Source organism: Candidatus Salinivivens marinus, from assembly GCF_965655845.1.
In the GTDB taxonomy this organism is placed as follows: Bacteria; Pseudomonadota; Alphaproteobacteria; order Rhodobacterales; family Rhodobacteraceae; genus Salinivivens; species Salinivivens marinus.
This window is the reverse complement of record NZ_CBFHHX010000001.1, coordinates 23,059-43,269: the sequence shown is the minus strand read 5'-3', so window position 1 is coordinate 43,269 and position 20,211 is coordinate 23,059. Positions and strand designations below refer to the sequence as shown.

Sequence of the window (20,211 nt, the reverse complement as noted above, 5' to 3'; positions counted from 1 at the left end):
TGACTTCTACTGAAAGTTAACGTGCACAGCATTAATCGAACTTTCATCAACCGTAATGCCTCTAGATTTTTGAACATCGGAAACCATAATCCTGAAGAGGTCTTGCGAAAGTGTCGATTTTATTTGCGTTTCTAATGATTTTAGAATTTCTACTTCTTCTGGCTGTTCAGAAACGCCGTCTCGAATGTTTATTAGACGCAATATAGCTACCTTATCTCCTATTTCTTCAACTTTGTACTCATCCTTGTTCATTTCAAAGACCGCAGCTAACAATGCAGGAGGTGTTTCATCAGAGAAGTCGTCTCGTGAAACTTCTTCAAATTTAGTTGATTTCAAAGAGCTTATGTTTCCGTTGTCTATGTAAAGTTTGGCCTCATCTTTTAACAACTCGTTTTTCTTTTTACTGACCCAATTATCAAGTACCAGTTGATATACCTCATCAAGCGGTTTTAAGGCTGGTTCCACAACTTCATTTAGCCTCAAAGCAATCACTGACCCATCTTCTAGCACAATAATTTCAGGAAAATCTTTGGCTGAAACTGCTACGGCTGCAGTTCTGAAGTCTTCATATTTTGTTACATCGCTGTCTTCCATTCCAGGAAAAAATGCAATTTCTTTGAGCTCGAGTGGTGTTTCTATTGCTAATTCTTCCAAGCTAGCTCCAGATGCAAGAAGATCATCAAACTGCTGCGACTGATTGGCAATTTGTGTAATTGCTTCTGCTAATGCTAATTCTTCACTGAGCTGATCCCTCACGGACTCGAAAGTCAAAGTCTTAGCTTCTCTAATTTCGATTAATTTGAAAAGGCTAGGTCCGAGATCCGTTTCAAATGGCCCTATAATTTCCGATAAATTTGCATCAAATAAACTATTTCCAGCATCGCCCAGTTCAGTTTTTGTCCTAAAGCCGATGTCAATCTCGCTCCCGGTAAGACCGCGCTCATTTACAAATTGAGAAAAGGATGTATTTTCATCTTTAATTGATTGTAGTGCAGTCTCTGCCTCCTGCGTCGTTAAAAATACCAACCTTTCAGCGCGTCTTTTTTCTTCTTGCCTAAATTCGGATATTCTTTGAGCGTAGACCTCTTCTAGCACTTGTTGATCTATCTCAATTTCTTCACTGAGCATTTCTGGGGTCAGTATTACATATGTAATCATTTTGGTTTCAGGTGTCATGTATTGATCTGAATTTTCGTTGTGATGAGTTTTTAACTCTTCATCAGTTGGAGTTGGATCCGGCTTATCCAAATCTTTCCATGCGAGCGTTACTGACTCAAAGTCACGTTTCTGGAATAGATATTTTTCCATTATTTTTAAGTAATTTAATGGTATCTTTACACCGTCGGTAATGCCAGACTGTAAAATCATTCTTGAGGTTTCAGATCGTATGCCGTCCTCATAAATAGAGGGTGTCATGCCAGCATTTTCGAGCACAAAAGTGTACGTTTCTTTGTCAAACCGTCCGTCTATCCCTTGAAAGGCAGATGTTTCATTCAAATTGGTCACAATTACTTCATCATTTACCGATATACCTAAACGCTTTGCTTCGTCTTCTAGGCTTTTAGCTGTTATCAACTGGCTTAGAACGTTACTCGTAATACCGAATGCTTGAGCCTGTTCGAATGTTATTTCCTGTCCCAGTTGAGCAGAAAACCGTCGAAGTTCATTACTTAGCGCTCGTGTATACTCTCTACTACTAATCTCAGTTTCGCCTACCGATGCAACGGCATTGTCTGAGCTAGAAAAATTTACTGCACCAAAGCCGCCTAGACCAATAATTACAAAGGTCATTAATACCCAAGCGAACGTCGTGCCCAATTTGCTTTTGGAACCTGCCATCTTTACCTCTAGTGATACGTAGAATTAATTTATCATATTTATTTACTGTTAAGACGCTGATAGCTTAGGTCTTTCAGTCTTTCAAGCAAAGTACTAATCTTATTTTTGTCAATATTTGCAAATGCGATCCGAAACGATCTGAAGCCAAGCGGGTTATGCTTAGGATAGAACATAGTACCTGGCATTAACAGAATACCTTGGTCCCGCAAAATTAATGGAGCCAGAATATTTGATCCGTCTTCAAAAGGATGTTCAACGAAAGCAAAGTAAGCACCACAACCTTTCAATGACCAGCCAGCGGCAGACAATGGTTGAAATTTTTCTGAAAAATGTTTTGCCCGCTGAAGTATTTCAGTTCTCCGGTCTTCGGCCCATGCTTCCAAATTGTTAAGGCCCCAGTTTGCAGCGTATTGGCCAAGCTGTGGAGGGCAAACTGTAAATGTATCGAGAGCCTTTTCTATCTCAATTAAATTTTTCTTACTTGTTAGTAGTGCTCCAACGCGATGACCAGTCATTCGATAAGTTTTCGAAAATGAATAAAGAATGGTAAGCACCTGATCCCAATTATTATTTTCTAGAAGTGTATGGGGTTGAGATGCGTTTGGATGAAAGTCTTTATAAGTTTCATCGATTATTAAACGTATCTGGTTTGATTTACACAAGTCGAAAAATTTTTGAAGGAGTTGGTTGGAATATATAGCGCCCGAAGGATTATTGGGGCTTACGAGTACTATTGCCCTCGTTCTATCCGTTATTAAAGCCTCGGCCTTTTCAATTATTGGATTCATATTGGCGTCTGTGTCTAGTGGTATACTTTTTACACCTGCCATTTGTAACCACATATGGTGGTTGAAATACCATGGAGTTGGAATGATTACCTCGTCGTTTTCGCCGGTAAAAGACGAGATGCTTGCGCAAAAAGCCTGATTGCAGCCACTAGTAATTGCTACATTTTGATTACTGACTTTTCCCTGATATTGCCTGGACCATTTGCTGGCTAGACTTTCTCGAAGTTCATCTAACCCAAGAACTGGTCCATATGTATTTACTGCGTTGTCACATAAAATCTTATTCGCCATGAACTCCAGCATTTTTTTGGGCGGTGGTTCCGTTGGTGCTGCCTGGGATACATCTATTAATGGTTTTGACGGTTGTAAATCTGGATCTGCTAGCCAGTTTTTTACTTCGAGAACTGGCGGTGGATCCACGCCTATTGTGCGTGTCGTTTTTATTATTTTATCGGTGAAAGTCATTATGAGCTTAATCTGTTCCTCGGTATGGTTCTACATATTGTAGAGCCATGTCCCACGGAAAGAATATCCAAGTATCTTGACTGACTTCTGTTATATAAGTATCAACCTGGTTTCTTCCAAGTGGTTTTGCGTATATTGTCGCTACGTGTGCTTTTGGCATTATAGTGCGAACTGCCTCAAGTGTTTTGCCAGTATCTACCAAATCATCAATAACGAGAACGCCAGAGCCATCTCCGATTAATTCAGAATTTGGTGGCTTTATAACCTTTGGTTCAGCTTGGGTCTGATGGTTGTAAGACTTTACGCTAATGGTATCTACTGTACGAATGTCTAATTCTCGCGCAACTATCATAGCTGGGGCCATGCCACCCCTCGTTATCGCCACTACGGCTTTCCATGCACCTGTGCCAGGTCCTTGTCCATCAAGTCTCCATGATAATGCCCTAGCATCACGATGCAATTGGTCCCAACTTACATGAAACCCTTTTTCATGTGGCAATCGTTCAGACATTAATCCTTCCTCCCAGTAACAGCGTCGATATCAGGCGCATCTACTGCCTTCATGCCAACAATGTGATAGCCTGAGTCAACATGCAAGATTTCTCCAGTAACACCTGAACCGAGATGTGAAAGTAAATATAAAGCAGATTTTCCGACATCATCTATTGTAACGTTTCGTCTGAGCGGTGAGTTAAGTTCATTCCATTTTAATATGTACCTAAAATCTCCAATTCCGGAAGCTGCCAAAGTTTTGATGGGACCAGCTGATATAGCGTTAACCCTGATGTTATCCTTGCCCAAATCTTCAGCCAAATATTTAACCGAAGCTTCTAAGGCTGCTTTCGCAACTCCCATTACATTGTAATGAGGCATGACCTGTTCCGCCCCGTAATACGTGAGTGTAAGCATTGAACCACCGTTTGGCATCAATTTTTCGGCATGACTAGCTACCGCTGTAAACGAGTACACAGATATATTCATTGTCATATTGAAATTTTCAAAACTTGTATCGATGTATCGACCACGCAGCTCTGATTTATCTGAGAAACCTATTGCATGAACTAGGAAGTCGAGTTGACCCCATTCTTTTTTTATTTCTGAAAATAAGTTTGCAACACTTGTTTGATCTGACACATCGCATTCGACTAAAAAATTAGATCCAACTCTTTCAGCGAGAGGCCCAACTCTTTTTTTCAAGGCGTCTCCTTGATAGGAAAAGGCCATCTCTGCACCAGCTTCAAAGCAAGATTTTGCTATTCCCCAAGCTATCGATTTTTCATTAGCCAGCCCCATGATGAGGCCTCGCTTGCCGGTCATTAATCCAGATGACATAAAAAATTCCTCCGAAATTTAACTGTTGAAACTTTTAAGCTATGGTAAGTAGACCTTCAAGCCTGACAAATATTTTTTTGGCCCTAATTACATTTTGAGATATATCAGATTCTTTCGGGAGTAGAGTAATGGTGGAGAAAGATGGTAAATTTGAGGGGAATAATCCTTTCGACATTTGCAAGCGGTGGATCGCCGAGGCCGAAGCTGGCGAGCTTAATGATCCCAACGCAATCGCACTTAGTACCGTTTCCGCGGATGGTATGCCGAATGTAAGGATGGTTTTACTGAAAAACATTGATGATTCTGCATTTGTATTTTTTACTAATTTTGGCTCACAAAAAGCTTTAGAAATTTTTGATTGCGGCAAGGCGAGTTTTGTATGGCACTCGAAATTTTTGCGGAGGCAAATTCGAGTAAGAGGTTTTACTTCGTTAGAGGGTGATCAGGCATCTGATGAGTATTATAATTCACGGTCTTTAAGAAGTAGGTTGGGAGCCTGGGCGTCATTACAGTCAAAACCATTGGACTCACGAGAAACACTGTTAAATCAAGTTGAAAAATTTAGTGAAAGTTTAGGTCAGGAACCGACGCGGCCAAAATTTTGGGGTGGTTTTCGAATTGTACCCGCTGAGATAGAATTTTGGGCAGAAGGTGAGTCCCGCTTACATGATCGCTTTTTGTGGACTAAACACTCTGTGGATGGGCCTTGGAAAATACAACGGTTATACCCTTAATTAGTGATTGGTCATTGCGGCAATGGACTCACTTTTTTTGTTGCTATTAAAATCAAAGAAACTCGCTGTATTTACTGCTGTTGTTGGCACAGCTATTCTTAGCGGCTTTAATTCGATTGCAGGCGACAATTGTGATTGGGAAGAATTATTAATTTACAATAGTATGAATAGACAGGCCAAGTTTTGTGTTGAACTGGCTACAACGTACAGCGAGCGGCAGCAGGGCCTAATGTTCAGGAAGGACATGGAATTTAATGAGGGTATGATGTTTGTCTATGATCAACCACAACCGGTATCGTTTTGGATGAAGAATACGAGTATTCCTTTGGATATTATTTTTGCAGATGGGAGCGGAACCGTAACAAAGATATTCAAGAATGCTGTTCCATTCAGCACAGTCAGTATTTTTGGTGGAGAGCAAGTTCAATATGTGCTCGAGATCAATGCGGGATTATCGAAGTCTTTGGGAATTAAAGTAGGTAATATCTTACAACATCGTCTTATTAATTCTCGAAATTAGCTTTCTAAGCCTAGCTAATTTATTTTATTTTTTATCCCTTAGGTCTTTTCAAATCATTTTTGATTATATAGAGACAAATTCGTCGGGGCGTAGCGCAGCCTGGTAGCGCGACGGTTTTGGGTACCGTAGGTCGCAAGTTCGAATCTTGCCGTCCCGACCATCTTAATCTAAATTGCTTACCCGGTTTTTCAGTATTAGCCTGGTACAGGTCAGTCAGACTGATTTGCAAAAGTATAATTTTTTTTTGAAGAAGTGAATCACTGGGGATCTATATTTTTGAGAATTTCAGTATAAACATTTTCATGTAACTGTCCAAAATTATTAGATTTTAGCAATTGCTTTTTTTAAGCTCACATGATCGGAATTTGCTTTTTTTTTGGGCGAGTTTTTACCACAAAGTCGAGTCAAGAACGTTTTTCACAATTTTATGAAATTTATCTATTGACCTTTGAGGTCAACCTACGTCAAGTTGTGTGAACTGGACACACCACATACTATATGTAGTAGGAAGAGATAAAGTGTCGTAACTTTGTCGTCAGAGGGTATTCGTCCATATTCATGGCTTTTCAATGAGAATTGAAGGCTTAACGAGAAACGTAAAAGTAGGTGGGTTATAATGAAAATTAATAGAAATTTTACGACGGCGGGTAAGTGTGCATATGACGACATAAACTTTACTAGAACATCATCTGAGATCAAAAACCCCGACGGGTCGATTGTGTTCCAGTTGGAAAATGTAGAAGTCCCTGAGAACTGGTCTCAAGTTGCAAGTGATGTGATTGCGCAGAAGTATTTTCGTAAAGCCGGTGTCCCAACCAGAACCAAAAAAGTAAAAGAGAAAGGCGTTCCAGAATTTCTATGGCGATCTGTGCCTGCCACTGACGCGTCATTTACTGGCGAGACTTCTTCTAAGCAGGTCTTTGACCGACTGGCAGGCGCGTGGGCATATTGGGGTTGGAAGGGAGGTTACTTTTCAAGCGAAAAGGATGCCCAATCTTATCTTGATGAAATGAGATACATGCTAGCAACGCAGATGGCTGCCCCGAATAGTCCTCAATGGTTCAACACAGGTTTACATTGGGCTTATGGCATTGACGGCCCTAGTCAGGGTCACCATTATGTCGACTTTGAAACAGGAAAGCTGGTTAAATCAAAGTCCGCTTATGAACATCCTCAACCCCACGCGTGTTTTATTCAATCTGTTAGTGACGATTTGGTAAATGAAGGCGGTATAATGGACCTTTGGGTGCGAGAAGCTCGCTTGTTTAAGTATGGATCAGGTACCGGAACAAATTTTAGCTCTCTACGGGGTGATGGAGAGCCTTTATCCGGTGGTGGTAAGTCGTCAGGATTAATGGGATTTCTCAAAATAGGAGATCGGTCCGCTGGGGCAATAAAGTCAGGCGGGACAACGCGTCGGGCTGCCAAAATGGTAATTTGTGACGCAGATCATCCGGATATAGAGGAGTTCATCAATTGGAAGGTAAAAGAAGAGCAAAAAGTTGCTTCAATAGTAGCGGGCTCCAAGATCCATGAAGCAAAATTAAACCAGATTTTTGACGCTATCAAAACCTGGGATGGTGGGCTTGAAGATGCAGTAGATGCGCAAAAGAATAGTGCATTAAAAAATGCCGTTAGGGACGCCAAAAAATCTCTGATACCCGAAACTTACATCAAAAGAGTGCTTGATTATGCAAAGCAAGGGTACACAGGCATTGAGTTTCCAACTTACGATACAGACTGGGATTCAGAAGCATATGCATCAGTATCTGGTCAGAACTCAAATAACTCAATTAGAGTTACTGACGCATTCCTAGACGCAGTTAAGAATGACGAAAATTGGGATTTGATAAACAGGGTGAATGGAGAGACAGCAAGGACAATCCGTGCGCGTAAGTTGTGGGAGGACGTGGGTCATGCAGCATGGGCCTGTGCGGATCCAGGAATTCAATTTCACGATACTGTAAATGCTTGGCATACATGTCCTGAGGATGGCGAAATAAGAGGCTCGAATCCTTGTTCTGAGTATATGTTCTTAGATGATACCGCTTGCAATCTAGCTAGTATGAATTTGCTAAAATTTCTGTCTAAAGGGGAGTTTAAAGTAGATGATTACATACACGCTACAAAATTATGGACAGTAACATTAGAAATCTCGGTTTTGATGGCCCAATTCCCCTCAAAAGAGATTGCGCAAAGATCATACGATTTCCGCACGCTGGGGCTTGGCTACGCTAATATTGGTGGTTTGTTGATGAATATGGGTCTTGGTTACGATAGTGACGAGGGAAGATCATTATGCGGAGCTCTGACAGCAATTATGACAGGTGTCGCTTACTCTACAAGTGCGACAATGGCGGCAGAGGTAGGAGCGTTCCCTGGCTATTCAAAAAATAGAAATCATATGCTTAGAGTGATTAGAAATCATCGAAACGCAGCACGCGGGAAAGACAGTGGATATGAATCGTTGAGGGTAAAGCCAGTTCCATTAGATCACCTTAATTGTCCAGATCCAGCTTTAATAGATAAAGCAGTTGAAGCTTGGGATGAAGCATTAGCGCTTGGTGAGGAAAACGGGTTTAGAAATGCTCAGGTTTCCGTAATAGCGCCAACAGGCACAATTGGATTGGTTATGGACTGTGACACAACTGGGATAGAGCCTGACTTTGCATTAGTAAAATTCAAGAAACTAGCCGGGGGAGGGTACTTTAAGATTATTAACCAATCGGTACCGGCGGCGCTTAGAAAGCTTGGCTATTCAGAAGCCAATATAGAAGAAATTGTATCTTATGCAGTAGGTCATGGATCCATAGGAAATGCACCAGGCATAAATCATACAAGCTTGATTGGTCATGGCTTTGGGCATCAAGAAATAGATAAGGTAGAGGCAGCACTAGGATCGGCATTTGATATACGTTTTGTATTTAATCAATGGACCTTAGGAGCGGATTTTTGTACCGACGTCCTCGGCATTCCTTCTGATAAATTGGTGGACAGCAATTTCGATCTGCTCCGGCACCTGGGGTATAGTAAATCTGAAATAGATATGGCAAATGATCACGTGTGTGGCACAATGACTTTGGAAGGGGCGCCACACCTCAGTGTAGAGCATTACCATATATTTGATTGTGCGAACCCATGCGGTAAAAAGGGTAAACGATATTTATCGGTGAATAGTCATATTCATATGATGGCTGCTGCGCAGTCGTTTACGTCTGGTGCAATATCGAAGACAATCAATATGCCAAATGATGCGACTATAGATGACTGCCAAAAAGCGTATGAGCTATCTTGGTCTCTGGGAGTGAAAGCAAATGCACTTTACAGAGATGGTTCAAAACTATCTCAGCCATTAGCTGCAGCACTGCTTGATGATGATGATGATGCTGCAGAACTTATGGAAGAAGGAAATCCTCAAGAGAGAGCAGCAACTTTGGCGGAAAAAGTAGTCGAAAAGGTTATTGTAAAAGAGATTATCAAGGAACAAGAACGTTCTAAGATGCCAGAAAGGCGAAAAGGCTATACCCAGAAAGCAATAGTAGGCGGTCATAAGGTATACTTAAGGACCGGAGAATATTCGAATGGTGCTCTTGGTGAAATTTTCATTGATATGCATAAAGAAGGAGCAGGATTTCGCGCCATGATGAATAATTTTGCGATAGCCGTGTCGGTGGGATTGCAATACGGGGTGCCGCTCGAGGAGTTCGTAGATGCATTTACATTCACAAAATTTGAACCGGCTGGAATGGTGCAAGGTAATGATAGCATTAAGAATGCCACATCTATTTTAGATTATATCTTTAGAGAATTAGCCGTCAGTTATCTTGATCGCACAGATCTGGCCCATGTTAAGCCAGAGGGTGCGAGTTTTGATGATATAGGTCTTGGAAGTGAGGAGGGTGTGCGGAATGTAAAAGAAGTTTCAGACACCGCCGCTACACGCTCTTTGGAGGTTTTAAAACAAATTAGTTCGACAGGTTATCTAAGAAAAAGGCTGCCACACGAATTAATGCAGCAGCAAGAAATTGGCGGCGAAATATCAGATACATCGAGTGTGGATGTGGGTGCTATAGTTGCAACAAAACCTATGTCGGTTAAGGGTGATGCTGATCCGGTGATGAATGCTAGAGCGAAAGCAAAACTTCAAGGTTATGAGGGTGACCCGTGCTCGGACTGCGGCAATTACACTCTAGTGAGAAACGGTACTTGCATGAAGTGTAACACATGTGGGGGTACATCCGGTTGTAGTTAACGAGACATAGGGCAGGTGCGCCTGTCCTTGACGACGTTCAGGCCGCAGGCAAAATATCCAGCGAGCAGTTCTGACATAAGAGCTTGAACGGCGAAACTAAAAGAGGTCAAATCTGGCCTCTTTTTTTTATACTAAATTCAACTTTTCATTTGTTACGAAATTGAATTTTGTATATCCTTGACGATATTTTGCCAAAAACCAGTGCTTTGAGCTCCTGACACAGCGTATTGATTGGCCACTATAAACATGGGTACAGCTTTTATACCCATTTGTCGCGCAGTGTGATCTTTTTCAGTTATATTGGTTAAATCATTATCTGAAGTTAACAATCTGAGAATTGATTTTTCATCCATAAAATATTTTGATGCTAGCTTTGCTAGAACATTAATATCACCCAAATCTAAACCATTTACAAAATATGCTTTAAATAATTCGGACACTATTTGATTTTGACAACCCTCAATTTTAGACCAGTGAATTATTCGATGGGCATTCACTGTATTTGGAGTGACTTTAATTTTATCAAGTTTTGCATCTATATTATCGCTTTTTGTGCGCTCAATGATTGGGCCATATGCTTCAACAACGCCATTAGAGCCGCCAAATTTTTTTTCTAAGTATTTTTTTCGATTCATTCCAGTTGGAGGCATTTTTGGATTTAGTTGAAAAGGATGCCATTCAATATTAAACGGATTTTCATTTAATCCCTCAAGAGCGCGCTCTAGATAAACTTTACCTATATAACACCATGGGCAAATTGGATCTGAGTAAATATCAAGCGCAATCAACAGTCATTCCTTTGTAGGTTTCGCTAAGCTTCTTTCTCGATATTTTGCCATTATTTACGGTAGGAATAGTTTTCGTTTTAATATAAATACGGGGCTTTTTGTAGTCTGCAAGACGTTCTTCTATGTGTTTTCGTAATTCTTCTTCAAAAAGATTTGCCTCAGTTGTAAAAATCACAGCAATTACAGTTGTATCTTTTTTAATCTCTAAATTGAAAGCTACAATATTTTCTAACCCCTCCAAATCAAGGAAAGCATTCTCGATTTCCTTAGGAGAAACTCGAAATCCGCCCTGATTCAAAATATCATCTGCGCGGCCAAGGTGTTCAATAAATCCATCTGCCTTCATTCTACCCAAATCACCTGTTGCAAACCACTCTTTGCCATTTGATTTGATGGCATCTTCATTGTCGTACCCAATCATAAGTCCCTGATCTTCTGATGAAATTGCTATTATGCCAACTTCACCAATTGGCACTGGATTGTAAGTAACCTTATTAATAATAGCTACTTTTCGGCCTTTCTGTGGGCGACCAATTGTTTGGATTTCAGATCCAATATTTTCGTTAGTTGATATAAATGTCGAACATTCACTCATTCCAAAAGCTTCATAAATAAATTTTTTCGTTCTTTTTCGCCATTTATCGTGAATGTTTTGGCTCAATTTTTCCCCAGCGGAAAAGCAATGCCTTAAACTGGGAAACTCAAGTTCTTCATTTTGGTCGAGTAATTTTCTATACACACCCGGCACTGCAGCAAATAATGTCGCGTTGGAATTCTTTATTACATTTGGTATGTCGGGGATGGTTAAATTGTCTCCCAATACGATAGATGTTGCTCCGATGCTCCAAGGGTCAAGTAAACCAGTACCGAGTGTATATGTCCAATTTAATGCTCCAGCGTGAAGCAATCTGTCATTTGAAGTCAAAGAATACCAGTCAGAATGCATAGATTTCCGGGCCCAAATGGCTCTATGAGCGTGTTGAACAGCCCTCGGTGTGTTTGATGTCCCAGACGTGAATACGATATATGCTAGCCTATTTGGATTGCCTCTCTTAAACTTCGCTTTTCTGCCCTCAAATGAGAACTTTTCAATATCGGTTTCAGAAATTATTTGTGTATTATCGAAATTAGTTCTCAAAGGTTTTGATGTGATTATAGCTTTAGGTTCTATGAACTTAATTAGCTTTATTAGCTCATGTCTTGTTAAACTGCTTGCCGTTGGAACTGGAATTATACCAACCGATATTGCTCCGAGATAAGCGATGGGAAAGGTAATAGTGTTTCCTAACCTCAACAAAATTTTATCCTCTGGCTTTAATCCAACTCTTATTAAATTATTACCGGTTCTGAGAATTCGATTTTTAAGTTCATCAAAACTTACCGATTGTTTGCCTGTTCTTGAGACGATTTCAAGCGCAGATTTTGTTGGGTTTTTGCACGATTTTTCAAGTACATACTCTGCCAAATTAAACTGATTTGGACAGCTAACTAGTGACTTATCTTTGTATATTGACTTCATTATTTATGATTTTTTAATCTGAGTAACGAACTGAAGTATATTTAAAGGCATACTTATTTGATTACAAAACAAAACTTATTTTGTGTAGAGATAAGTAAGAGGAAATATATCGCTTGTCTTATGGTTATTTAGTTAGATCCAAATATTACAAAAATATACTTGGATGATAGTGTTTAAAAGTATATAAAGAGGTTACTGCTCGATAGGTTTCTTGCCTGTATGAAACCTGCCTCAATAACTATACGCCTGCCCAGTGCAGGCGTTTTTTTTTATTTTATATTGAAATTCGTTGCAGAGTTATCGCAATTTTTCCATATAATATTGGCTTTTTGTAAGGAATTAAAATATTTCAGCAGATTAATAAGCAGATTTTAATCAGTAAGGAAATATCTAATGAACATTTTTAGTGTAGATAGAATCAGCCCTTGAATTAAAAATTAAAATGGATGCTGCTTTCTGAATAATATCTACTTGTTAATACCATTTTTAGTTTATTCTTGCTCAATTATAATAGCAATTTTAGTAAATTATTGGGAAAATATTCTGTTTACATTCCTAATTTTCTATAATTTAAGAACAACGTTATTGTATAATTATGAAGCCTCAGAGAAAATATATGTCATTTCGTTTAGATGATACCGATAGAAAAATATTATCAGAATTACAGATTGATGCTGGTCAATCGCTGGATGAAATAGCTAAAAAGGTTTTTTCATCTAAAACACCGGTTTGGAATCGAATTAAAAAAATGAAAGATTATGGTATAATTGGAGATACTGTATCAATACTCAACGCTGACAAACTTGGTTTTGACGCTTGTTTTTTTGTTATGATTAGAACAAGTGAGCATGATTTGGAATGGCAAGAAAACTTTCTGCAGGCTCTAAAAAATAGGCCTCAAGTACAAGAGGCTCATCGGCTGGCGGGTGATATAGATTATATACTGAAAGTAAGAGTTAAAAATGCGCGGGCGTATGATGAATTTTACCAAGCTTTGATTTCTGAAGTAAAAGTTCACAATGTTACAGCACTTTTGTCGATGGAAGAAATTAAAAGCACTGTTCAATTGCCACTTGGCGATATTAATTTTGCAGGGATACGTTAAGCATCTGCAGACCATGAAAATGATACAAGTTAGAGTAAATTGGCTGGTCTAAAATTCTGATATTAGGAAACTTTTTAAATATAATCGGTAACGCAGTAACTAATTCTAATCGTGCTAACGGAGCGCCAACACAAAAGTGAATTCCGCTCCCAAATGAGAGATTTTTTTTGATTTGCCGAAATGGGTCGAATTTGTTGGGGGATGCCCAGATTCTTTCGTCTCTTCCTGCTGCTCCTATTACCAAAGCTACTTGATCGCCACATTTAAATTTATGATTTCTAAAAATGACATCTTCATAGGCGTATCTCGTGAACATATGTAAAGGCGGATCGTATCGTAAGATTTCCTCTACTGTCGAATTGATGTACTTAGGTCTTAGATAATTTCTATCTTTGCCGTGCTCAAGGATTGCTTTTATACCGTTTCCCACCGTATGGACTGTTGCCTCGTGTCCGGCATTCAAGAGTAATATACAGGTAGATATTAATTCATCTTTTGTAAGTTTTTCGCCCTCTTGCTCTGCGGCAATAAGATGAGAAATTAGATCATCTTCAGGTTTATATCTCTTTTCTTCAATGTATTTTTCCATAAAGCTTACGAATTCTTTTGTCGATGAATTAGCTTTAATCTCCAATTCTTTCGTCCTGCGCGCTTGATACATCATAACCATGTCATTCGACCAACTAAGTAAATCTTGCGCCATAGTTTCAGGAACGCCAAGTAAGCGAGCAATTACTATAACTGGTAATTGGGTGGCGAACCCTTTGAGGATATCTACGTTATTACTTTTGAGATCATCCAGAAGTTTATACGAAAGTGCAGCAATCTCAGGTTGCATTGTATTAATTTTTCTAGTTGTGAATGCACGCAAGACCAGACCTCTTAATCGAGTGTGCTTTGGCGGTTCGAGTTCTAGCATTGAGTTTGATTCTACATGGTTAAATGCTTTTAAATGTTTCTCATCGTTATTTGACCGGTTTTTTAACTTTTCGCGACCAAACCTTTTGTCTTTGAACAAAAGCTCCTGACCGGCAGCATCAAAAACGGCGGGCATATTGTATTCATTCCAATAATATAGACCGTCGGTTGATACAAAATTTTTGTAAAACTTATAGGGATCTTGAATAAAGTCTTCATCAGTTGGGTTTTGTGAAATTAACTGCATTTCAAGATTAGAAAATCAGCAATTGGTATCTTCGAGTGCCCTTATTATAGGAGCAAATTTATCAAAAGAAAGTGATGCTCCACCAACAAGAGCACCATTTACGTTAGGAACGTTAAAAATTTCAAAAACGTTAGATCCATTTACTGAACCACCATAAAGTATTGGAATATCTGATGCCTTTGATCCACATAATTCAGTTAAGTTTTCTCTAATAGATTCGTGAGTTTTTGATATTTCATTGGCCTTAGGGGTCAAACCGGTTCCTATCGCCCATATTGGCTCATAAGCAATAATGATTTTTCCTAAATTCATGCAGCCTTGTATTGACTCGAAAAGCTGTTGCCTCAATACTGCTAGCGTTTTATTTTCTTTTTTCTGAAGCTCGCTTTCACCAATACAAATAATTGTCTGTAAATTTTGTTCTAAAGAAGTTTTAACTTTACGCGCAATTATTTGATAGGTTTCATTGTGTTCAGTTCTGCGCTCTGAGTGTCCAATTATCGAGTGTGTAATGCCAAGATCGACCAACATTTCAGCACTAATTTCACCGGTGAAGGCTCCTGAACTTTCTGAATGTAAGTTCTGTGCGCCGATATTAATATTTTTTGCTAGTTCTTTTGCAGCAGATAAAAGAGTGTAAGGAGGACAAACAATAATTTCTACTTCCGACCTTGCAAATTCATCAGATATTTTTTTTATCTCTGACAAATTTTTGCTTGTGCCGTTCATTTTCCAATTTCCAGCAACTATCTTCCTCATGGTGACCCCAGTCGATCTTTTCTTGTTTTTTTTATAGGCTGATGAATTACATCTTCAACTCCACTTAACGTTTAGTAAGTAAGCTCATATGTTATTTGTTTAAATATCCTTGAATTTGATACTTTCGCCGCATCCACATGCTTCAGAAACATTTGGATTATTAAATTTGAAAGCGCTCTCTAGCAGCGAAGTTTCATAATCTATCTCGGTTCCAAATAAAAACATTTGAGCTGTAGGTGCAATTGAAATTCGAACACCGTCCTGTTCAATTACTTCATCGTTTTTATCCAATTCTGTAACATACTCGATTGTATATTCCATTCCAGCACATCCGCCTTTTTTAACTCCAACTCGAAGGGCGAGTGCATCAGAGTTATCCATAAGTAATTTAATATGAGAAACTGCGCGTGGTGTCAGTGAAATAGGTGGTTTGTTTGGAATTGAGAACATACTTACCTCTACATGAAACCTAACTCAAGTTTTGCTTCATCACTCATCATATCCATTCCCCATGGCGGTTCCCAGATTAATTCTACGTCGACTTTTCTTATTCCAGCTATGGGTTCTATAGCATCTGACACCCACCCTGGCATCTCTCCTGCAACAGGGCAACCCGGTGCCGTAAGCGTCATTATGATTTTCACGTCGTTTTCATTGTTAATATCAATAGTATAGATAAGACCTAAATCGTAGATATTTACTGGTATTTCTGGATCATAAACAGTTCTACAACCCTCTACAACGGTCTCATACAATGAATGGTCCGTAGAAGAGGGAGGTATTAAAGGTGTTCCTTCCATTGGATTTGAGGCGTCAGACATTAACCATACCTATCTATTTCTGAGTAAAGTTATAAGTAATTAAAACTTAAACGTCCAGACAATAACTTTACCGTACTGCTTCGGAACCTGGAAAATCTAATTCTGAAACTTGCGCTGCTACTGGAGCGGTATTTAGAGGGTGAAGTTCGGAAGATACATTAGGAATATCTTTTAATTTCTTCCATTTTTTTTCGTGGTACACTTCCAGCCCACTGAACTTAGATTTATATCCCATCTTAGAGCTGCCTGGCACCCAATAACCTAAATATACATAGTTTAAATCTAGTTCCCTAGCTAACATTATATGATCTAAAACTACGTAAGTGCCTAAAGAATGCTTGGCTAAAGCAGGATCGTAAAATGAGTAGACCATGCTTAAACCATCATCGACGAGGTCTGTTAAGCACGCCGCTACTAGTTTTCTATCAAGTTCGTATTCTATAACCCGTGTTTCAACGGGTGTTTCTTCAATCATTGCTGCGAACTCAAATACGTCCATTTCGGCCATGCCACCACTTGCATGCCTGTCGTCCAGGTAACGCTTAAAGAGTTCAAACTGCTCATCTGTTGCCCAAGGAGATTTTGCCCGCCTTGATATATCGTGATTTGTCTTAAAAGTTCTTTTTTGTGATTTGTTAGGAAAAAACTCTTTAACCTCTACACGGGCTGATAAACATGCAGCACAATCTAAGCATGTAGGTCGGTACAATACATTTTGAGATCTACGAAATCCCTGCTTAGATAGGCAATTATTCAAACTTTGCGCTTCGTCACCTTGGAGTGCAGCAAATAACTTTCTTTCCTGTCTGTCATCTAGATATGGGCACGCCTGTGGTGCTGTCACATAAAACTGTGGGGCTATGGGAAGAGAGTGTCTCATAACATTACAGTAGCAATCTTATTCAAACATGGCAATGGAGAGGCACGCGTATGCGCAGAAACATTTTATTTAAAAAACTCTAACACTTGAAAATTCAAGTTGTAGCATCAAACATCTTTATTATTTGCTGATTAGATCAAATTTATATGTTAGATATAATACCAGATAAAAAATTTCTTAATTTATATTAATGCTACAAATTAAAAATACTTCAAACAGTCCCGTTACTGCAGATGAAACTATTATTTATGAAATCAGATCTTTATTTCCTGATTTTGACGAACGTTTACAGGATTTAATTGCGGGTATGTCGGGGTGTAGCCCCTTTCTTTATGGTTTAGTAAAAAAAGAAATTAACTGGATCAAAAATGCTTTGACTTCAACTAAAAGTCCTGAAGCGGAGATCATTAGTGAAGTATTGCAGAGCTCTGATGTAACTAAGAGCTTGCGGATTGCAAAAGGGCGAATTGCGCTTTGGACAGCGCTGCAGGATTTGTCTGGAAACTGGCAATTAGAAGATGTTAGTAAATGTCTGTCTGAGTTTGCAGATTTTAGCGTAAAGGTAGCTTTAAAAACTGCTATTGAGTCAATCATAGCCGAGAGAAAGTTTTCAAAATTAAAAAATTTTAATGATGCTGAACAGATCGGTATTTTCATTCTGGCAATGGGAAAGTTGGGAGCTCGAGAGCTAAATTATTCATCTGATATTGACCTTGTATGCTTCTTTGATGATGAAAAATTGGCCGAAAAAGATCTCTTTGAAACACGGAAAGCTGCAATTTCTGTTATAAAGGGAGTGACTAAGATTTTATCTGAGACAACAGAACATGGATATGTTTTCCGTACTGATCTAAGATTACGCCCGGACCCATCTGTAAACCCTGTTTGTATTGGATTTGAGGCAGCAGAGAAGTACTATGAGGCCTTAGGTCGAACATGGGAGCGGGCTGCTTATATAAAAGCAAGATATTGCGCGGGATCTAGTCCAATAGCGGTTAAGTTCCTAGCAGCATTGTATCCATTTGTATGGCGCAAATATCTTGATTTTGCTGCAATAGAGGATGCACATAGCATTCGCATAAGATACCAAAGAAAAATCGAGTTAAAAACAATTTCAAGTATTCTTGGTCATGACGTTAAGCTTGGTTTGGGTGGGATACGCGATATTGAATTTTTTACACAAACTCGTCAGTTAATTGTGGGTGGAAGGGATCCTGACTTACAGGTCGCTGAAACTCTCGTTGCGCTAGCGAAACTGGCTGAAAAGGGTTGGGTTTCTACAGATACTTCAAAAAGATTAGCTGAGCACTACCGATTTCTTCGTAAGGTTGAGCATTTGTTACAAATGGTCAATGATGCACAAACTCATACATTGCCTCAAACGGATGATGGATTTTTACGTTTGGCTAACTTTCTGATGTTAGATCGTACTGTATTCAAAGAGAAAATTATAAATGCATTAAAATCTGTTCATGATCTTACGGAATCATTTTTCAATCCTGAAGAAGGCTCTATCCCCAAAACAGTTTTTCCGGAGGGTAAAACATATAGACATGATCTTATAAGCAGGTGGCCATCTTATCCTGCGCTCAGGACAGCCCGAGCTGAAGCATTATTTTTAAAGATACAACCAATCATATTGGAAAAATTGTCAAATGCAGTTGATGCTGATCGCGCACTAATATCTTTTGATAAGTTTTTATCCTTACTGCCAGCTGGAGTTCAGCTATTTTCATTATTTAATACAAACAGACAACTTATTGATCTTTTTATCGATATAATATCTTCATCGGATGCTTTATCTGAATATCTATCTGTTAATGTTCAAGTTTTAGATGCTGTGATTGGAGGTTCTTTCTGGAGTCAATGGCCAGGAGAAAAATCTCTTAGCCAAGATTTAGCAAATACAATTGCACGGGAACAGGACTATGAAAGCCAATTGAATGCATCTCGAAGATGGGGAAGGGAATGGCATTTCAGGATTGGTGTGCATTTACTAAGGGGCGTAATAACTCCCGAAATGGCTACAGGCCAGTATGGTGAATTGGCTCTAGCCACGCTAAAAGAATTGTGGTGTTTGGTTAACAAGCAGTTTGCTAAAAAGTATGGTCCGGCGCCTGGTCGAGGAGCCGTATTAATTGGATTAGGATCCTTAGGAAGAAAACGGCTTCATTCTAAATCGGATCTTGATCTGATACTCATTTATGACGCTGCTGGTGTAGAATTATCATCAGGAGAAAAGTCAATAGATTCAAGAACCTACTATGCGAGGCTTACAAAGTCTATGGTGGCCGCTATTGGTGCCCCAATGACTGAAATAAGTTTATTTCAGGTCGATATGAGGTTAAGGCCATCTGGAAATCAAGGGCCAGTTGCAACATCGTGGGAAGCATTCAAGCATTATCAAATCTCAGAGGCATGGGTGTGGGAGCATCTTGCACTGGTCAATGCCACAATAATTGCTGGACCAAAAGGTTTGCAAAAGGATGTCTCCAAGTTTTGTGAAAGTTTAAAAACTTTAAGATCAGATGAAAAAGTGATGTCTGGTCTTTCTATTATGAGAAAAAGATTATACGCCTCGCAATCTATGAATGAAAACTGGAGCTTGAAATTGGGGCAGGGCAAACTTCAAGATATCGAGTTAGTTTCTCAAATGGGCATTATTTTGAGTAATGAGAGAGTTTCTGGTGTTCATAGCGGATTGAATGCGTTGTTTAAATTGAAAAAAATTTGTGCTGAAGACTTGAAGTACCTGATTAATACTTACGAAATATTAACGGATGTGCAGATCTTATCGAAGTTGCTATCAAACGAAGATAATCTGGACAGTGAACTTGGAGCAAATGGCGAGGAACTTTTGTTGCAACATACCGATACGCAAAGCCTTCCTCTATTTTTTGAAAAAATAAGAGAAATGACCACTAAATCTGCAGAGATTATTGGTAACATTTTGCCAAACCCAAAAGAGGTTTATGATGAAAGGTGATCACAATGACCCTAAGGCACTCATTAGAGAAAGCTTCAATATTGAGGGAATTACGATAGAGGAGTGTAGATCAATCTTTTTAGATTGGGCACTAAGTTTGCCGAATGAAGCTGATGCTTGGAAAACAATACCGTTACTTCTAGAACAATATGGGGACAAACAAGAGCATCCAATGTTAGTTACCTTGAGAGAGGGTTTGATAAAGACAGTAAGCCCCATAAGGCGTGGTGGGAGGAAAGGTCGCCTTACAAATTAAGA

General features: G+C 39.2%; 17 protein-coding genes and 1 tRNA gene. 7 read left to right on the top strand and 11 right to left on the bottom strand.

Going from position 1 to position 20,211, the window contains the following annotated elements; all coding sequences use genetic code 11:
* Positions 1-6: 6 nt before the first annotated feature.
* The 4 genes from ACTF5Q_RS00260 to fabI are packed head-to-tail and all read right to left on the bottom strand — an operon-like array spanning position 7 to position 4,424.
* Positions 7-1,839, bottom strand: a complete 1,833-nt coding sequence (locus ACTF5Q_RS00260; protein WP_438952736.1) for a SurA N-terminal domain-containing protein — start codon at positions 1,837-1,839, stop codon at positions 7-9.
* A 38-nt stretch (positions 1,840-1,877) separates the two neighbouring features.
* On the bottom strand, positions 1,878-3,092 hold the full coding sequence (locus ACTF5Q_RS00255; protein ID WP_438952735.1) for an aminotransferase: 1,215 nt from the start codon (positions 3,090-3,092) through the stop codon (positions 1,878-1,880).
* A gap of 7 nt (positions 3,093-3,099) precedes the next feature.
* Entirely contained in the window at positions 3,100-3,603 is a 504-nt protein-coding gene (gene gpt, locus ACTF5Q_RS00250) for a xanthine phosphoribosyltransferase (RefSeq protein WP_438952734.1), read from the bottom strand.
* The gene (fabI, locus tag ACTF5Q_RS00245) at positions 3,603-4,424 is read right to left on the bottom strand and encodes an enoyl-ACP reductase FabI (protein ID WP_438952733.1); all 822 of its coding nucleotides are present in this window, start codon (positions 4,422-4,424) and stop codon (positions 3,603-3,605) included. Before fabI ends, gpt begins: the two co-directional genes overlap by 1 nt.
* 128 nt (positions 4,425-4,552) lie before the next feature.
* On the opposite strand from fabI, the gene pdxH reads away from it, so the two are divergent.
* From pdxH to ACTF5Q_RS00225, 4 genes are all read left to right on the top strand, one after another.
* The gene (gene pdxH / locus ACTF5Q_RS00240) at positions 4,553-5,158 is read left to right on the top strand and encodes a pyridoxamine 5'-phosphate oxidase (protein WP_438952732.1); all 606 of its coding nucleotides are present in this window, start codon (positions 4,553-4,555) and stop codon (positions 5,156-5,158) included.
* Positions 5,159-5,180: 22 nt separating this feature from the next.
* Positions 5,181-5,678 (top strand): DUF192 domain-containing protein, encoded by a 498-nt coding sequence (locus tag ACTF5Q_RS00235; protein ID WP_438952731.1) that lies wholly within the window; start codon positions 5,181-5,183, stop codon positions 5,676-5,678.
* Positions 5,679-5,761: 83 nt separating this feature from the next.
* Positions 5,762-5,838: transfer RNA gene (locus tag ACTF5Q_RS00230), tRNA-Pro, on the top strand.
* Between the two features lie 456 nt (positions 5,839-6,294).
* Positions 6,295-9,930 (top strand): vitamin B12-dependent ribonucleotide reductase, encoded by a 3,636-nt coding sequence (locus tag ACTF5Q_RS00225; protein WP_438952730.1) that lies wholly within the window; start codon positions 6,295-6,297, stop codon positions 9,928-9,930.
* A 152-nt stretch (positions 9,931-10,082) separates the two neighbouring features.
* Here ACTF5Q_RS00225 and ACTF5Q_RS00220 read toward each other — a convergent pair whose 3' ends face one another.
* Together ACTF5Q_RS00220 and ACTF5Q_RS00215 are read right to left on the bottom strand one after the other, a co-directional pair.
* Positions 10,083-10,718: a DsbA family oxidoreductase gene (locus tag ACTF5Q_RS00220; RefSeq protein ID WP_438952729.1), complete on the bottom strand. Its 636-nt coding sequence runs from the start codon at positions 10,716-10,718 to the stop codon at positions 10,083-10,085.
* Entirely contained in the window at positions 10,705-12,237 is a 1,533-nt protein-coding gene (locus ACTF5Q_RS00215) for a class I adenylate-forming enzyme family protein (RefSeq protein WP_438952728.1), read from the bottom strand. Before ACTF5Q_RS00215 ends, ACTF5Q_RS00220 begins: the two co-directional genes overlap by 14 nt.
* 616 nt (positions 12,238-12,853) lie before the next feature.
* Between ACTF5Q_RS00215 and ACTF5Q_RS00210 the strand changes: the two genes are divergently transcribed.
* Positions 12,854-13,342 carry an Lrp/AsnC family transcriptional regulator gene (locus tag ACTF5Q_RS00210; protein WP_438952727.1) on the top strand — a complete coding sequence of 163 codons (489 nt, stop codon included), beginning with the start codon at positions 12,854-12,856 and terminating at the stop codon, positions 13,340-13,342.
* Here ACTF5Q_RS00210 and ACTF5Q_RS00205 read toward each other — a convergent pair.
* The 5 genes from ACTF5Q_RS00205 to ACTF5Q_RS00185 all read right to left on the bottom strand — a co-directional run bounded on the left by ACTF5Q_RS00205 (position 13,320) and on the right by ACTF5Q_RS00185 (position 16,967).
* A complete protein-coding gene (locus ACTF5Q_RS00205) occupies positions 13,320-14,396 on the bottom strand; it encodes a cytochrome P450 (RefSeq protein ID WP_438952726.1) in 1,077 nt (358 codons plus the stop codon). The two genes, ACTF5Q_RS00210 and ACTF5Q_RS00205, sit on opposite strands and share 23 nt — an antisense overlap.
* A 126-nt stretch (positions 14,397-14,522) precedes the next feature.
* Positions 14,523-15,266, bottom strand: a complete 744-nt coding sequence (tpiA, locus tag ACTF5Q_RS00200) for a triose-phosphate isomerase (RefSeq protein ID WP_438952725.1) — start codon at positions 15,264-15,266, stop codon at positions 14,523-14,525.
* Between the two features lie 99 nt (positions 15,267-15,365).
* Positions 15,366-15,716 carry a HesB/IscA family protein gene (locus tag ACTF5Q_RS00195; protein WP_438952724.1) on the bottom strand — a complete coding sequence of 117 codons (351 nt, stop codon included), beginning with the start codon at positions 15,714-15,716 and terminating at the stop codon, positions 15,366-15,368.
* A gap of 8 nt (positions 15,717-15,724) precedes the next feature.
* Positions 15,725-16,087, bottom strand: coding sequence for an SUF system Fe-S cluster assembly protein (locus tag ACTF5Q_RS00190; RefSeq protein ID WP_153691049.1), 363 nt, complete (start codon positions 16,085-16,087; stop codon positions 15,725-15,727).
* A gap of 67 nt (positions 16,088-16,154) precedes the next feature.
* Positions 16,155-16,967 (bottom strand): arginyltransferase, encoded by an 813-nt coding sequence (locus tag ACTF5Q_RS00185; protein WP_438952723.1) that lies wholly within the window; start codon positions 16,965-16,967, stop codon positions 16,155-16,157.
* 190 nt (positions 16,968-17,157) lie between these two features.
* Here ACTF5Q_RS00185 and ACTF5Q_RS00180 point away from each other — a divergent pair, with 190 nt between their 5' ends.
* Together ACTF5Q_RS00180 and ACTF5Q_RS00175 are read left to right on the top strand one after the other, a co-directional pair.
* On the top strand, positions 17,158-19,953 hold the full coding sequence (locus ACTF5Q_RS00180; protein WP_438952722.1) for a glutamine-synthetase adenylyltransferase: 2,796 nt from the start codon (positions 17,158-17,160) through the stop codon (positions 19,951-19,953).
* On the top strand, positions 19,940-20,209 hold the full coding sequence (locus ACTF5Q_RS00175; protein ID WP_438952721.1) for a hypothetical protein: 270 nt from the start codon (positions 19,940-19,942) through the stop codon (positions 20,207-20,209). The genes ACTF5Q_RS00180 and ACTF5Q_RS00175 overlap by 14 nt, the downstream gene beginning before the upstream one ends.
* Positions 20,210-20,211: the final 2 nt, after the last annotated feature.

Coding starts and splice junctions, on each gene's coding strand:
- ACTF5Q_RS00260 (WP_438952736.1), bottom strand. CDS start 1,839: ATGGCAGGTTCCAAAAGCAAATTGGGCACGACGTTCGCTTGGGTATTA.
- ACTF5Q_RS00255 (WP_438952735.1), bottom strand. CDS start 3,092: ATGACTTTCACCGATAAAATAATAAAAACGACACGCACAATAGGCGTG.
- gpt (WP_438952734.1), bottom strand. CDS start 3,603: ATGTCTGAACGATTGCCACATGAAAAAGGGTTTCATGTAAGTTGGGAC.
- fabI (WP_438952733.1), bottom strand. CDS start 4,424: ATGTCATCTGGATTAATGACCGGCAAGCGAGGCCTCATCATGGGGCTG.
- pdxH (WP_438952732.1), top strand. CDS start 4,553: ATGGTGGAGAAAGATGGTAAATTTGAGGGGAATAATCCTTTCGACATT.
- ACTF5Q_RS00235 (WP_438952731.1), top strand. CDS start 5,181: ATGGACTCACTTTTTTTGTTGCTATTAAAATCAAAGAAACTCGCTGTA.
- ACTF5Q_RS00225 (WP_438952730.1), top strand. CDS start 6,295: ATGAAAATTAATAGAAATTTTACGACGGCGGGTAAGTGTGCATATGAC.
- ACTF5Q_RS00215 (WP_438952728.1), bottom strand. CDS start 12,237: ATGAAGTCAATATACAAAGATAAGTCACTAGTTAGCTGTCCAAATCAG.
- ACTF5Q_RS00210 (WP_438952727.1), top strand. CDS start 12,854: ATGTCATTTCGTTTAGATGATACCGATAGAAAAATATTATCAGAATTA.
- ACTF5Q_RS00205 (WP_438952726.1), bottom strand. CDS start 14,396: ATGCCCGCCGTTTTTGATGCTGCCGGTCAGGAGCTTTTGTTCAAAGAC.
- tpiA (WP_438952725.1), bottom strand. CDS start 15,266: ATGAGGAAGATAGTTGCTGGAAATTGGAAAATGAACGGCACAAGCAAA.
- ACTF5Q_RS00195 (WP_438952724.1), bottom strand. CDS start 15,716: ATGTTCTCAATTCCAAACAAACCACCTATTTCACTGACACCACGCGCA.
- ACTF5Q_RS00190 (WP_153691049.1), bottom strand. CDS start 16,087: ATGTCTGACGCCTCAAATCCAATGGAAGGAACACCTTTAATACCTCCC.
- ACTF5Q_RS00185 (WP_438952723.1), bottom strand. CDS start 16,967: ATGAGACACTCTCTTCCCATAGCCCCACAGTTTTATGTGACAGCACCA.
- ACTF5Q_RS00180 (WP_438952722.1), top strand. CDS start 17,158: ATGCTACAAATTAAAAATACTTCAAACAGTCCCGTTACTGCAGATGAA.
- ACTF5Q_RS00175 (WP_438952721.1), top strand. CDS start 19,940: ATGATGAAAGGTGATCACAATGACCCTAAGGCACTCATTAGAGAAAGC.